The organism is Coprothermobacter proteolyticus DSM 5265, from assembly GCF_000020945.1.
Lineage (GTDB): Bacteria > Coprothermobacterota > Coprothermobacteria > Coprothermobacterales > Coprothermobacteraceae > Coprothermobacter > Coprothermobacter proteolyticus.
The window spans coordinates 665,683-679,937 of the sequence record NC_011295.1; the positions used below are offsets into that span (position 1 = coordinate 665,683).

Sequence of the window (14,255 nt, forward strand, 5' to 3'; positions counted from 1 at the left end):
ATGATAGAACGTAAGAAAATAGAAGTTACTGGTACAGTAGCTGGAAAGAAAGTTATTTTCCAATCGGGCTTTTTGGCATTGCAAGCAAACGGGGCTGTCCTAGCTCGTTTTGGGGATACAGTGGCGTTATCCACTGTGTTAATGAGCTCAGAACCCAAATTGGATATAGACTTCTTTCCTCTTACTGTGGATTATGAAGAAAAGTCATATGCTGTGGGAAAGATTCCTGGAGGCTTTTTTAAGAAGGAAGGACGTCCCACTGATATGGAGATACTAAAGGCAAGGCTTATTGACAGATCTATTCGCCCAATGTTTCCTGATGGCATGAGAAACGAAGTTCAAGTGTTAAACATGATTCTTGCCGCCGACATGGAGAATCCGCCTGACATTGTGGCTTTAAACGGAACTGCTGCCGCTCTGGCTGTATCGGATATACCGATTCCGGAGTTAATTGCAGGGGTTAGGGTAGGATATATTGATGGTGAATACGTGCTTAATCCCACTTTTGCTGAAATGAGTGAGAGCCAGCTGGATCTGGTAGTAGCTGGAACCAGAGACAGCATTGTAATGATTGAAGCAGGTGCCGCTGAGGTTGATAAAAGCATTCTTATTGGCGGCTTGAAATTTGCTCAAGAGGGTATTCGCCAAATTATCGATCTGATTGCAGAATTAAAGGAAAAAGTTGGACGACCTAAAGCAGAAATTACCGTGGTATCATTCCCGCAAGAGCAATTGGATTTCATGCGAAATCATGAAGACAGGTTTAGGGCGGCACTCATTACCCCTATAAAGCAAGAACGCGAAAGGGCTGTGAGTGAACTAAAGAAAGCGCTTTTCCAGGAAATGCTGGAAGTATTCCCCGATTTGGACGAAGCCATGTTTAATCTCATGTTTGGTGAGGTTGAAAAGGAAGTTGTGCGAGCCTATATGAAATCCACAAGAAAACGGGTGGATGGAAGGGCTTTTGATGAAATAAGGCCTTTGTACGCCGAAAGTAGTGTGCTACCCAAGGTTCATGGGTCAGGCCTGTTTATTAGGGGGCAGACTCAGGTTCTTTCAACAGTGACGCTTGGAAGCTTCAGCGACGTACAGTTCATTGATGCCATTGGTTTGGAAGAGTTCAAGCGGTTCATGCACCAATACGATTTTCCGCCGTTTAGCACTGGTGAGGTAAAACCACGCCGTGGTCCTTCAAGGAGAGAAATAGGTCACGGTGCTCTGGTAGAGAGAGCTCTTTCTTACCTTATTCCCTCTGAGGAGGTATTTCCATATACCATAAGGGTGGTTAGTGAGGTACTTGAAAGTAATGGCTCTACCTCTATGGCAAGCACGTGCGCTAGTTCCATTGCGCTTATGAGTGCTGGCGTCCCCATGGCTCGGCATGTGGGTGGTATTGCCATGGGTTTGATAGAATACAACGACGAGAACGTCGTGCTAACGGATATCCAAGGTCTTGAGGACCATCTGGGTGATATGGACTTTAAAGTAGCTGGAACCCGAGAGGGTATAACCGCTTTGCAGCTTGATGTAAAAGTTAAAGGCATAAGTGTCGAGACACTGGATAAGGCCATTGATCAAGCAGAAGTAGCTAGAAGTAAGATATTGGATGTGCTTTACGATGCCATACCCTCACCTAGACCATTGTCTGAGACAGCTCCTAGAATTGTTAAGATAGAAATACCTGTGGACAAGATTGGTGAAGTCATTGGCCCCGGCGGTAGAAATGTAAAAAGGATTACGCAGGAAACGGGTGCTACCATTGACATAAGGGAAGATGGCGTTGCTTTTGTCAAAGGCTTGACAGACGAATCGGTCAATATGGCAAAGCAGCAGGTGGAAATGATAGTTAAAGATCCCGAAGTGGGTGAAGAACTTACCGCTCGGGTGGTACGTGTTACCCCGTCCTATGCCATAGTGGAGATAGCTCCTGGCAAAACGGGCTTGCTTCATGTATCTGAGGTATCGGAGACACGTATAAGGTCTTTAGAGGACGTTTTGTCTGTTGGTCAGACCATAAAGGTTTGGGTAAAAGAGAAAGATGGAGAAGGACGTCTGAGGTTCTCGGCAAAGGAGAAGAAGAGCGAGGCACATTAGCAGGAACAGTTGATGAACCAGGAATTGTGGAAAGAACTAGAACAATTTGCTTTGAACTGCAAGGCTTGCGAACTTTGTAAAACGAGAAGAAATGTAGTATTCGGTTCAGGTGACCCTAACTCAAGGTTGTGGCTAGTAGGGGAGGCGCCTGGATCGAATGAAGATGAGCAAGGATTACCTTTTGTAGGTCAAGCTGGAGCCATCTTGGACACGTTTCTAGAAAAGAATGGGTTCAAGAGGCACAGCTTGTTTATCACAAATGTTATAAAGTGTAGACCTCCAAACAATGCAGATCCCACAGAAGACCAAAAGAGCAATTGCTTTCCAATTTTAGCAGCGCAGCTTGCCATTGGTAAGCCAAAATACATTTTGGCACTGGGAAGGCATGCTGCCGAGGCATTTGTTCCAAAACCTTTTAGGAGTATTAAGGAAATTAGGGGTCAAGTTGTTTTGTCAGGTGAAACTAAAGTTGTGGTGACATATCATCCTGCTGCTGTTCTTAGAAATCCTCGACTTGGTGAGATTGTTGAGCACGACATACAAATGATGTCAAGATTAATTGCTGGAGAGTGAATATGATAAGGTTTTATGCGCTTGGTGGTTTAGGAGAGATTGGAAAGAATCTATATGTATTGGAAAAAGATGGGAAGATTTTGGTACTCGATTGTGGTCTAAAGTTTTCTGATGTGCCCGGTGTGGACTTTTTGTTACCAGATTTTTCTTACCTTGAGAAAAGGTCGAAAGACATACTTGGCCTTTTTTTAAGTCACGGGCATGAAGATCACATAGGAGGAGTACCTTTTTTCCTTCAAAAGGTGAAAGTGCCCGTGTTTGGCTCAAGGCTTAGTTTGGAACTAGTCAAGGCTAACTTAGGATCTAGGGCTGCCGAGTATGAATTTGTTGAAGTTAAGGCAGGAGAGTCGCAAAAGCTGGGCCCCTTCAAACTCGATTTCGTGGAAATGAGGCACTCTATTCCAGAAGCGCTGGGGTTGTACGTGGAAACAGATGAAGCTAACATTTTCTTCACTGGAGATTACAAAATTGAGGTCGCTCCTGTTTCGGGTAAGCCCACAGACTTCAAGGCTTTAGCAAGTATTGGAGAAAGAGGCGTAGATTTCTTGCTTGCTGATTCCACTAATGCTGAACCTGCCATGATGTGGAATGGCGGCGCAAGCGCTGGAGATTGCCTAACAGAACAACAGGTCTACGAGCTACTTGCAAAGGAAATCAGTGAGTCCAGTGGACGAGTCATTGTAAGCACGTTTGCTTCGCACATTGACCGTATTCAGCAAATACTAAAAATAGCAGAAAAGGAAGAGCGAAGCGTCGCTATTGAAGGTCGTAGCTTGATTAGAAATCTGAAAATTGCTGAGAAGTTGGGATATTTGGACGGACTGGGCCACCGCATAGTGACGTCCCAGACGCTGGAGTCCTTACCCAGGGAGAAGCAAATGATTATAGCTAGTGGTAGTCAGGGAGAGCCTCTGTCGGCGTTAGTCAGGATTTCTTCAGGTATTCACAAGCGAGTCAGATTAGAAAGAGGCGACAAGGTAATCATAGCTGCATATCCCATTCCCGGTAATGAGCGGGCGGTGACTGATGTAATCAATAGTTTGCTTTACAAAGGTGCTGAGGTCCGTTTCATCCACAGCTCAGGGCACCCTTGCACTGGGAAGGACCATCAGCTCATAATGCTGAATTTGATTAAACCAAAGTATTTAGTGCCCATTCATGGTGAATGGCAGCACTTGGTTGGCCACGCTGAGATAGGAAAGCGAGCTGGACTCCCTGGTGAAAATATTTTCCTTTTGGAAAATGGAGATGTGCTCGTCTACGAAAAAGAAAAAGGCCAGCCTCGAGTCAAGAAACACGGCATTGAAAATGTGGGAGCTCTGATTGTGGACGGCATACTTAGTAAGGTTGAGGCTGCTGTAGCAATAAAGGAAAGGATGAAAATAGGTTCTGAGGGCGTCGTTATTGTGGAGGCAATCTTTGACGAAAAGCAAAGCGCTTGGTTGGTCGACACCGTGATGTTGGGTGTGGTCACGGATTCCTCCCAGAGTAGTGTTAGTCAGACTCTCAATGGTCTTATTGCACGCATGCTAAACGAGAATACTGCCTCAGATCAGAAAGAAATCGAACAGAGCATTGCTTCCACAGTAAAAGATTATCTAAAAAGCATGAACCAATACCCTGAGGTTGTAGTTAGACTGAACTCGATTTAAGAAGTTTACATTTGGGCTGTTAGTTTTTGAAGTTTCAATGAAAACAAGGGGGTGAGTGTGATGCTTAAGGGGTTTAAAGCTTTTCTGTCTAGGGGCAATGTATTGGATTTGGCTATCGCAGTCATCATAGGAGCCGCTTTCAACAGTGTAGTCAAATCTCTTGTGGAGGACATCTTTACACCTTTGTTGGGAATGTTGGGTGGTCTGCCCGATTTTAGCAGCTGGAAAGTTGGGCCGTTGATGCTTGGCTCCTTTGTTAACAGCCTTCTTTCGTTTTTGTTTACCGCCGCAGTAATTTATTTTGTGCTGGTGGCGCCAGCTGAAGCCTTGAAAAATGCTGCGAAAGAAAAACAAAGAGCTGAAACTTTGGACAAAGCTACAGAGACGCCACCTGAAGAAATCCAGTTACTTCGACGCATTGTGGAACTGCTTGAAAAGAAATGAGGTTCGCTAGAGCACTTCCATAGAAACTAATCTCGTTTTGGAATGACGCAGATGAATTTCCACACGCTGTTTCCTGTATTTTCATAGCCATGTATGATATCGGGTGCCACATAGAGAGCATCTCCTGGCTGTACGTCAATTGGCTCCTCACCAACAGTAATCCTTCCCTGTCCTTCCAATGTATATATCTCGTGCTCCCATGAATGCCTATGCGGATACATTTTTGCACCTACTGGGAACTCGAATAAGCGCATCTCAAAATGGGGTACGCCAATGTCTTTATGAAGTAGCCACCGTATGGTGACACCCCCCTCTGTTCCAGCCACTTCTTCTGGTTCCACATCTCTGTAATTCACTTTGTAATGTGTTGACATTTAGGTTTCACCTCCGTTACTCCTATTCTAACATTCATGCTGTGATATAATAAGTAAGCTGAGAGCAAGCACGCTCCGTGTTGCCATGGTTCCCACATGCTCTATTTGCATGGGTGCAGGAGCGGAAGACTAAAAACCATATGGAGGTGTTTTTGTGGCAGTAGTAACTTTGAAGCAACTATTAGAGGCTGGTGTGCACTTTGGCCACCAGACGAGACGCTGGAATCCGAAAATGAAGCCTTTCATCTACGCGGAAAGGAACGGTATTTACATTATCGATTTACAGAAGACTTATGAGCAATTGGAAGCTGCTTACTCGTTTGTTAGAGATGCCAGCAAGGAAGGTAAAACAGTGCTCTTCGTTGGGACGAAGAGACAGGCTCAAGAACCCATTCGTGAAGAGGCTGAAAGAGCTGGGATGCCTTATGTAAATCAACGCTGGATAGGTGGATTCCTGACAAATTTCAGGACTATTAGGACGCGTATAAAGAAGTATAAAGAGCTTTTAGCTTTGAGAGAACAGGGATACATTGAATCCTTGGACTACAAAGAACAGAAGAGAGTCATGAGAGAATTGGAGAAACTTGATAAATACTACTCCGGGGTAAAAGATATGGATACCCTGCCGGATATTCTTTTTGTAGTAGATACCAAGAAGGAAGAGGCTGCCATAAGGGAAGCTAAGAAAATAGGTATACCTGTAGTGGCAATGATAGATACTAACTGTGATCCTGATTTGGTTGACTACCCCATACCTGCCAATGATGATGCTGTTAGAGCTATCAAACTTATCACTTCAAAAATTGCCGATGCCATCTTAGAAGGTCGCGAAGGACGTCAGGGCATTGTGAGTTCGGAAGGGCAGCAGGCTAGCATGGAAGAGATTGCAGAAGAGCTGGAAGCTATCGATGAGACCGAGAAATACTTGGATCTCATTGATGAAGAGAAGGAGGAAGAATAACATGGAGATATCTGCATCACTGGTTAAACAGCTAAGAGACGAAACTGGCGCAGGGTTCATGGAATGCAAAAAGGCCTTGGAAGAGACTGGTGGAGACCTAGAAAAGGCAAAGCTTGTTTTGAAGGAGAAAGGATTGGCTCGCGCAGAAAAGAAGATAGGTCGAGCTGCTTCTCAAGGACTCATTCACGCCTACATTCACGGTGAGGGAAAACTAGGTGTATTGGTGGAAGTCAACTGTGAGACAGACTTTGTTGCCCGAACGGATGACTTTAAGGAGCTGGTGCACGAAATTGCTTTGCAGATTGCAGGTATGGCACCAGAGTATGTAGCCGTGGAAGATGTTCCTGAAGAAGTCATTGAACAGGAAAAGGAAATTTATAGAAAACAGGCGGAAAATGAGGGAAAACCTGCAGAGATAATTGATAAAATTGTTGAGGGCAAGCTGCAGAACTTTTACAAATCCAAAGTACTGCTTGAGCAGCCTTATGTAAGGGATGACTCAAAAACAATTAAGGATCTGATCAAGGAAAAAATAGCCCTTTTAGGAGAGAACATCGTAGTCCGCAGGTTCGTCAGGTGGACGTTGGGCGAGTGATGGCCTTGCAGCCGTTTAAAAGGTTGCTAGTGAAATTAAGTGGTGAGTTACTAAGCGGAGAAAATGGTGTTTTCTCCGCTTCTTATTTAAACGAGCTATCTGAAGCTGTTCTACGCCTAAGGAATGAAGGTAAGCAGATTGCATTTGTGGTTGGCGGAGGGAACATTTGGAGAGGTAGAGATGCTGACCTACTTGGTATAAACGGAACTGACGCTGACTATATCGGCATGCTTTCTACGGCAGTCAATGGCCTCATGCTTAAGAGCTGTTTTGAATCCAGAGGGCTAAAAGCGGAGCTCGTTTCCAGTTTTCTAATAGAAGGGACTGCCTATAGGCGCCATCCTTCGGAAATCAGAAACCTTCTGGAAAATCAAGTCACCGTAATATTCGTTGGCGGTACGGGAATGCCGCATTTGACCACTGACACTTTGGCGGCCATCCGTGCCGTTGAAATATCAGCTGATTTGCTGGTAAAGTTAACGAAAGTAGATGGCGTGTATGATAAGGATCCGATCAAGTACGTGGATGCTTGTAAATATGATGTGCTTACGTTTGATGAAGCAGTACAGAAGAGTCTAGGTGTCATGGACTTGGCAGCTTTTGCACTACTTAGAGATAAGAACATTCCTGTGGCTGTTATAAAGGGCACCGACCCTATGGAATTAATTGCATTCCTGCATGACCCTAGCAAAGGCACGCTAGTCGTACCTAATTTAGAGGAGGTGCATGGGGAGTGAAGGAGCATGAGATCACTCGGCAAGCAAGGGAGCATTTTCAAAAGACCATCAACACTATGAGCGATCAGTTAAGTACGGTTCGCGCTTCCAGGGTAAGCCCTGCCATCTTGGAACCGGTGACTGTGGAGTATGAAGGGGCAAAATACAAGTTAAGTGAACTCGCCATGGTAGTGGCTCAGGATGCCAGGACACTGATTATTGAACCATGGGATGTTTCCATGATCCCAGCCATATCTCGCTCGTTGCAAAAGGCGAACGTGGGTGCTAACCCAAGCGATGATGGTAAGAGGATAAAGTTGGTGTTTCCGAGCTTGTCTCAAGAGAGAAGAGAAGAGCTAGCGCGGTTAGTTGACAAGTATCTCGAAGAGGCACGAATCGCCTTGCGAAACATAAGGCGAGAATACATCGACGAAGTGAAATCGAAGGAAAAGAAAAAAGAACTTTCAGAAGATGAAAGTAGGCGTATCCAGAACGAATTACAGAAGGCATTTGAAGAGTACGAAAAACAGATGGAGCAGATTTGTCAGAGAAAACGAAAAGAAATCATGGAAGAGTGACATTTATTGCAAAGAACGCAAGTGTTTAAAGAAATTGTCTTCCGAACACTATGGGGCATATTGGTTGTTGGAACCGTACTTGTAAGCTGCCTGTGGCGAGAGAGTTATTTGTTGCTTAGTATAGGGATAGGAGTTCTTTCTAGTTTAGAGCTCGCTGCCATGTACAAAGAACCTTGGTGGAGTGTTGTTCCTTTGTCTGCTGTTGTCTATGTTGTTACATTGCTGCGGGGCATCGATAGTGGACTAATCGTGGCCCTGGTGCTTACGGTTTTAACCACGCTAAAACTGAACCCAAATCAGTCCAAAGATAGGTTTTCAGTCTTAGTTAGGCTTTTTGCTTGTTACATCGGATTAAGTGCGGGCTCGTTTCCCACGCTTCAGATTCAGCTTGGATCTGTTGAACCATTGATTGTGTTCTGGTTGGCTATTTGGATTTTTGATTCCACAGCCTATCTATGGGGCAGGTTCTTAGGGCAAGAAAAATTCGCACCATTCATAAGCCCTGGCAAAAACTTGGAAGGTTTTGTTTTCGGCTACATAACCACCGTGCTTGGCTGTGTATTGCTTAGTGTTTGGCTAAGGGAACCACTATTTAACGTTTTTGGCATCGTAATACCTTTAGCCGGAATCAGTGGAGATCTGCTGGAATCTTGGGCAAAAAGGGTGGTCGGAGTTAAAGACTCTGGTAAACTGATTCCTTACCATGGCGGTGTGTGGGATCGCTTTGATAGCTCCTTATTGGCCTCTTTGGCTGTTTTGGTGACAGTAAAATGGCTTTGAAAGTAGCTGTTATTGGAGCCACAGGCTCTGTTGGCAAGCAAACATTGGAAGTAATCGATAGGTTTCCTGATAAGTTTGTGCCGACCTTGCTAGTGGGCGGTAAGAACGTCGAACTTTTGCAGATTTTGGGAAAGAAATATGGTTGTTCAGTCTTCAGTCCATGGCTTCATGGTCCTGCAGAATTACCATTGGACAAATTAGAGAGTTCAGACATTATGGTCTACGCTGCATCTACGGTGGATTATTTAAACTACATGAGCCATTTCTTGGGCTTGGGGAAGCCTGTGTGCCTTTCAACAAAAGAAATCATAGTAGAGGCTTGGCCATTAATTGAAAGCTTTAGTGGATTGATAAGACCAGTGGATTCTGAGCACAGTGCTCTATGGCGCATAGGGGCAAAAGAACCTGGTGTCAAGAGCATTTATGTAGTTGGATCAGGAGGTTCATTACGTGACAGGAAGAGGGAAGAGATAGAAAACGCAACCTTGGATCAGGTGCTCAGTCATCCTGTGTGGAATATGGGACCCAAGGTCACGTTCGATTCTGCTTTTCTCATTAACAAATCCATGGAGGTTATCGAAGCGTCTCACCTGTTCAACTTGAGGGGCGAACAAATTAGCATTGTCATAGAAAGGACTGGATCTATTCATGCTTTAGTAGACTTCGTGGATGGCTCACGAAACGTCTTTTTTTCAAAGCCGACCATGCTAATCCCTATTGCTTACGCTTTATCATACCCAAGTATTCTCCCCCTTGATGAGGAGACAGTAAGGCAGCCCGGCGATGCCCTTGGTTACCGACTAGATAAGCCTGACTTTGACAGGTTCCCTTGGGGCAAGTTAGGCCACTATGCTTTAGAACTTGGGTATACGTCCAGGATGGCGTTTTCTGTGGCTGATGAAATTGCTTTTGAGTGTTTCAAAGACAAGATTATGAAACCTTCTGATATATATGATTTCTTAGTCAAAGCCATAGAAGATTACAGAGCAATATCTTACCCCGAGTCTATAACTGAATATTTCTCATTACGCCATGATATGATTGAAAAAATGTGGAAGGAGGTTCGAGCTATTTGAGTGCTTTATACGTAGTACTGGCAATTATTGCTTTGTCAGTGCTTATGATTTTCCACGAGTACGGCCATTACTTAGCAGCCAAGAGGCTACACTACCCAGTGACGGCTTTTGGTATAGGCTTCGGCCCAAACATCATAAAGAAACAGATCGGTGAAACCGAATTTCGTGTAGGCATACTTCTCTTTGGAGCCTATGTAGAAGTTCCTGCCATGGATGGTGAAGGAAACGAAACTATAAAACCACTTCATAAAGTTGCCATTGCCCTAGCCGGTCCGCTGATGAACTTCATACTAGCTTTCTTAGTTGTGTTTGTTGTTCTTGTGAGTGGCAACCCCTTGGAGCCAAGCGCAGTTGTGGGCTCTATTGTTCCTAACTCTTCAGCTGCTGAAGTGCTGCAGGTTGGTGACAAGATTCTTCAAGTGGATGGTAAGTCTATTAATAGCTTTGAGGATTTTCAGCGTATAGTGGCTAGTAAGAAAGTTGGGGATGAAGTTTCACTAGTCATAGAGCGAGACGACAATCAACTTACTGTTGAAGTGGAGGTAAGGGAACTTAGCTATGAAGGGGAAACTTTCGTGGGTGTTGGAATTTCAGGAGCTCCAACTAAGTATTCTCCTTTAGCTGCTTTAGGAAAGTCTTTTCAAGAACTTTGGACCATGATAAAGGAGCTCTGGAAGGCTTTAGTACTGATAATCTCCAGACCGAAGAATGTGGAAGTGATGGGAATAATTGGCATAACTGCTACCATGGCAAGTTTTGCCAAGGCTAATCTTATGTTGTTCCTTTACCTGGTAGCGTTTATAAGTGCTAACTTAGGGTTTATAAACTTGGTTCCATTTCCGGCTCTTGACGGGAGTTTGATTTTAGTTGGTCTTATTGAGAGTGCTATAAGAAGACCATTACCCAAAAGCTGGGTAAACACGGTGAACATAATTGGTTTTGTGTGCTTGATGGGTTTGATGATCTATGTATCGCTACTTGATATAGGGAGGCTTATGGGATTCTAAGAAAATGGACGTGCAAAGACGAAAGACTAAGGCAGTAAGTGTAGGTAACCTTGTAATCGGTGGCGGAGCCCCTGTAGTAGTACAAACCATGCTTAAAACGAACATAATCGATCTAAATGCTGCATTAGAAGAGCTTAGGCAGGACGTTGCTGCTGGAGCTCAACTAATCCGTTTTGCGGTGCCCGATGAGCGCGCAGCGCGGAACATTGGTATACTTGTAAGACAGAGCCCTGTTCCTTTGGTAGCTGATATACATTTTGACCCAAACTTGGCGCTGATCGCTTTGGAAAGTGGTGTGTCTAAGTTGAGGCTTAATCCAGGGACCATAAAGGATAAGGTGGCCAGACGTGAGATTGTGTTACTCGCGAAAGAGAAGAACATACCCATCCGCATAGGTCTTAACACTGGTAGTTTACCCTTGGAAAGAAGGAGAAACAGCGAAAGCTTGGTAGATTTTGCTGTCCGTGTAATGACGGAGGAAGTAGACATGCTTCGTGAACTTTCTTTTGAAAACATTGTGCTTTCTATAAAAAGTTCGGACCCTGTCGAAAACATCGCCATAAACCGCAAACTTGCACAGTGTTTCGACTATCCTATACATCTTGGGGTCACTGAAGCTGGACAGGGAACAGAAGGTTTGATTTATTCGGTTACAGGCATGGCTCCATTGCTCCTTGAAGGTATTGGGGACACAATCAGGGTTTCCCTGAATGGTCCTTCTGTAGACGAAGTAGAAGCGGCGTACCACCTTTTAAGGGCTTGTGGTGTTCTGAAGAGGGGAGTCCATGTGGTAGCCTGTCCGACCTGCGGTCGCTTGGAAAGAAAAACTTGGGATGTAGTAGCCAACTTGAGGGAGAGATTGAAGGATGTTGAGGAGCCTTTAGTCATAGCGGTGATGGGATGCATGGTGAACGGACCGCAAGAGGCTTCTCGTGCTGATATTGGTGTGGCTTTGGGTAAAGTCGGTGCTGTTCTTTTTAAAAAGGGACAAGTGGTGCGAGTAATAAAACCCAATGAAGATATTGCAGAAGTGATATTGTCTGAGTTAAAAACTGGGGAGGTCGAAAAAAAATTATGAGGGCTAGTAAGTTTTTTTACAAGACGCTCAGAGAAGATCCTAAGGATGCGGAAGCTACTTCTCACAAGCTTCTTATTAGGGCTTCCATGATAAAACAAATCGCATCAGGTGTATACGCATTTTTACCTTTTGGCCACAAGGTTCTTAAGAAAATTGAGACTGTGGTTCGAGAAGAAATGGACAGAATTGGTGGCCAAGAGATGACCATGTCCATCATGATGCCGGCAGAAATGTGGAAGAAAACTGGACGATGGGAGCTCTACGGTGACGACATGATTAAGTTTAAAGATAGAAAAGAACAAGATTTTTGTTTAGGACCTACTCATGAGGAACAGATTACTACCTTGGCTGGGCAACTGATTTCCTCCTACAAACAACTTCCTCAGCTGGTTTATCAAATTCAGACAAAATTTCGTGACGAGCCTCGTCCACGATTTGGCCTTATAAGACTTAGAGAATTTGTAATGAAGGATGCTTATTCGTTCCATGACAGCGAGGAAAGTCTTAAAACAACCTATGACCAAGTTTTGAACGCCTATAAGAGAATACTTGAACGAATTGGGCTTAACTATGAAGTTGTAGCTGCAGATCCGGGCCAAATTGGTGGAACCCTTTCGCACGAGTTCATTGTTCCAGCTGAAGTAGGTGAAAGTACTGTGTTCAAGTGTGATAGCTGCGGTTACGTTGCAACTTCCGAAGTAGCCACTTCTGTTTTGCCAGCTCCGGCCTTCTTGGAAAAACCTGCTTTAGAAAAGGTTCACACGCCTGACACTTCTTCCATTGAAGATGTAGCAGAATTTCTGCAACTGTCCAAAGAACGAATCATAAAAGCGGTCATGGTCATTGGCGATAGTCGTCCTTATATGATCTTGGTTCGTGGTGACAGAGAACTAGATGAATCGAAAATGAATAGACGTTTTACACAGTGGCGTATGATGACCGATGAGGAAATTCTCTCCATGGGCTTTATCCCAGGTTTTGTGGGTCCCAGAGAAGGCATAAATGAAATTACCATTCTTAAAGATAAGTCACTGGAGTCATTGGACTGGGGTGTTATCGGAGCCAATGAACGTGATTATCACATTGTTGGCGTGGAAGTATCAGAGTTGCCCTTCCATGAAATTGTTGATCTAGCGGAAGTGGCTGAGGGAGATTTGTGCCCTCAGTGCGGTAGTCCTCTTCGGAGCTTTACAGGTTTGGAAGTAGGCCACATCTTCAGACTAGGCACCCGTTATTCCGAGCCCCTGGAAGCTTTCTATCATTCCGAAGATGGTGAGAGGAAGCCCTTTATTATGGGTTGCTACGGAATCGGTGTTACACGTTTGGTTAGTGCAGTCATAGAACAGCATCATGATGATTTTGGAATTGTATGGCCTTGGTCAGTAGCGCCGTACCACGTGGTCATAATCCCCATAGGAGATGTGGAAGCACAAGTTCAAGAGCTGGAAAATACTCTGTCCTCAGCTGGATTAGATGTCTTTGTTGACGACAGAGACGAACGGCCCGGTGTTAAATTCGTAGATGCCGATCTTATCGGCTTCCCTGTTCGCCTTGTTGTAAACGCGAAAAAAGAAGGCAAAGTGGAGATTAAGTTCAGGAAAACTGGAGAGACTCTGTTGGTCGGGCAAGAAGATGTCTTGGACACGGTTTTGAGAGGTGCAGTCAACCTGTGAGAACAGACAGCTTCTTAGTAATAATTCCAGCTTTCAATGAAGAGAAGAACATTGGCAGAGTACTAAAGCCTTTAAGAGAAGAGAATTTACCCGTATTGGTAGTAGATGATGGTTCTACTGATAGAACAGCATGGGTTGCATCTGATGAGAGGGTTTTGTTAATTGTATTTCCACGCAATCGCGGTAAAAGTGCCGCTGTGAAGGAAGCCTTGAGGTTCAATGTGGACAAAGTAGTCCTTTTGGACGCCGACTTAACAGGGTTAACTCGTAACCATGCACTGCAAATAAAACAGTGGATTAGCACTTACAATTGCGCCAGAATTATTCTAAAGGGTGGTAGGGCGGCCACTACATGGTCGCATATGATTAGCCCTGTATTAGCCGGTCAGCGTATTTTGCCTATGGCGGTGCTTAGGAAATTTTATGAGAGTTCAAGCGTTACTGGTTTTCAGCTGGAGGTTGCACTGGAAGATTTTTTGAAGAAGGAAGGAATAAGACAAGAGGAACTTGTTTTGGAAGGCGTAGGCCAAATCATGAAAGAAGAGAAGCGAGGGTTTTGGCCGGGGTTAAAAGCACGCCTTAGAATGTATCTGGACATTTTGGCTTATAAACTTAGAGGGAGACCCACCATATAACACATCGGTTGGGTCTCCC

15 protein-coding genes are annotated in these 14,255 nt (G+C 44.5%); 14 read left to right on the plus strand and 1 reads right to left on the minus strand.

Features of this window, described 5'->3' with window-relative positions:
- Genes COPRO5265_RS03420 through mscL form a run of 4 tightly spaced genes read left to right on the plus strand, consistent with a single transcriptional unit; the run spans position 1 to position 4,763 of the window.
- On the plus strand, positions 1-2,094 hold the full coding sequence (locus tag COPRO5265_RS03420) for a polyribonucleotide nucleotidyltransferase (RefSeq protein WP_012544163.1): 2,094 nt from the start codon (positions 1-3) through the stop codon (positions 2,092-2,094).
- A 12-nt stretch (positions 2,095-2,106) separates the two neighbouring features.
- Positions 2,107-2,667: a uracil-DNA glycosylase gene (locus COPRO5265_RS03425; protein ID WP_012544802.1), complete on the plus strand. Its 561-nt coding sequence runs from the start codon at positions 2,107-2,109 to the stop codon at positions 2,665-2,667.
- Positions 2,668-2,669: 2 nt separating this feature from the next.
- Entirely contained in the window at positions 2,670-4,319 is a 1,650-nt protein-coding gene (locus tag COPRO5265_RS03430) for a ribonuclease J (RefSeq protein WP_012543605.1), read from the plus strand.
- A gap of 60 nt (positions 4,320-4,379) precedes the next feature.
- Positions 4,380-4,763, plus strand: coding sequence for a large conductance mechanosensitive channel protein MscL (gene mscL / locus COPRO5265_RS03435; RefSeq protein ID WP_012544263.1), 384 nt, complete (start codon positions 4,380-4,382; stop codon positions 4,761-4,763).
- A 26-nt stretch (positions 4,764-4,789) separates the two neighbouring features.
- Here the strand turns inward: mscL and COPRO5265_RS03440 are convergent, their stop codons facing one another.
- Positions 4,790-5,137 carry a cupin domain-containing protein gene (locus COPRO5265_RS03440; RefSeq protein ID WP_012543756.1) on the minus strand — a complete coding sequence of 116 codons (348 nt, stop codon included), beginning with the start codon at positions 5,135-5,137 and terminating at the stop codon, positions 4,790-4,792.
- A gap of 154 nt (positions 5,138-5,291) precedes the next feature.
- Between COPRO5265_RS03440 and rpsB the strand changes: the two genes are divergently transcribed.
- The 10 genes from rpsB to COPRO5265_RS03490 are packed head-to-tail and all read left to right on the plus strand — an operon-like array spanning position 5,292 to position 14,236.
- A complete protein-coding gene (rpsB, locus tag COPRO5265_RS03445) occupies positions 5,292-6,098 on the plus strand; it encodes a 30S ribosomal protein S2 (protein ID WP_012544104.1) in 807 nt (268 codons plus the stop codon).
- Between the two features lies 1 nt (position 6,099).
- Positions 6,100-6,693 carry a translation elongation factor Ts gene (gene tsf, locus COPRO5265_RS03450; RefSeq protein ID WP_012544594.1) on the plus strand — a complete coding sequence of 198 codons (594 nt, stop codon included), beginning with the start codon at positions 6,100-6,102 and terminating at the stop codon, positions 6,691-6,693.
- A 29-nt stretch (positions 6,694-6,722) separates the two neighbouring features.
- Positions 6,723-7,430 (plus strand): uridine monophosphate kinase, encoded by a 708-nt coding sequence (locus COPRO5265_RS03455; RefSeq protein ID WP_234397832.1) that lies wholly within the window; start codon positions 6,723-6,725, stop codon positions 7,428-7,430.
- Positions 7,427-7,987, plus strand: coding sequence for a ribosome recycling factor (gene frr / locus COPRO5265_RS03460; protein ID WP_012544421.1), 561 nt, complete (start codon positions 7,427-7,429; stop codon positions 7,985-7,987). The genes COPRO5265_RS03455 and frr overlap by 4 nt, the downstream gene beginning before the upstream one ends.
- A gap of 6 nt (positions 7,988-7,993) precedes the next feature.
- Entirely contained in the window at positions 7,994-8,767 is a 774-nt protein-coding gene (locus tag COPRO5265_RS03465) for a phosphatidate cytidylyltransferase (RefSeq protein ID WP_041735660.1), read from the plus strand.
- Positions 8,758-9,843: a 1-deoxy-D-xylulose-5-phosphate reductoisomerase gene (locus COPRO5265_RS03470; protein WP_012544281.1), complete on the plus strand. Its 1,086-nt coding sequence runs from the start codon at positions 8,758-8,760 to the stop codon at positions 9,841-9,843. The genes COPRO5265_RS03465 and COPRO5265_RS03470 overlap by 10 nt, the downstream gene beginning before the upstream one ends.
- On the plus strand, positions 9,840-10,850 hold the full coding sequence (locus COPRO5265_RS03475; RefSeq protein WP_012543984.1) for a M50 family metallopeptidase: 1,011 nt from the start codon (positions 9,840-9,842) through the stop codon (positions 10,848-10,850). The genes COPRO5265_RS03470 and COPRO5265_RS03475 overlap by 4 nt, the downstream gene beginning before the upstream one ends.
- A gap of 4 nt (positions 10,851-10,854) precedes the next feature.
- Positions 10,855-11,928: a flavodoxin-dependent (E)-4-hydroxy-3-methylbut-2-enyl-diphosphate synthase gene (ispG, locus tag COPRO5265_RS03480; RefSeq protein WP_012544587.1), complete on the plus strand. Its 1,074-nt coding sequence runs from the start codon at positions 10,855-10,857 to the stop codon at positions 11,926-11,928.
- Complete coding sequence (locus COPRO5265_RS03485) at positions 11,925-13,601, plus strand: proline--tRNA ligase (protein ID WP_012544161.1); 1,677 nt, start codon at positions 11,925-11,927, stop codon at positions 13,599-13,601. The genes ispG and COPRO5265_RS03485 overlap by 4 nt, the downstream gene beginning before the upstream one ends.
- On the plus strand, positions 13,598-14,236 hold the full coding sequence (locus COPRO5265_RS03490) for a glycosyltransferase family 2 protein (RefSeq protein ID WP_012544798.1): 639 nt from the start codon (positions 13,598-13,600) through the stop codon (positions 14,234-14,236). The genes COPRO5265_RS03485 and COPRO5265_RS03490 overlap by 4 nt, the downstream gene beginning before the upstream one ends.
- The last annotated feature ends 19 nt before the right edge of the window (positions 14,237-14,255 follow it).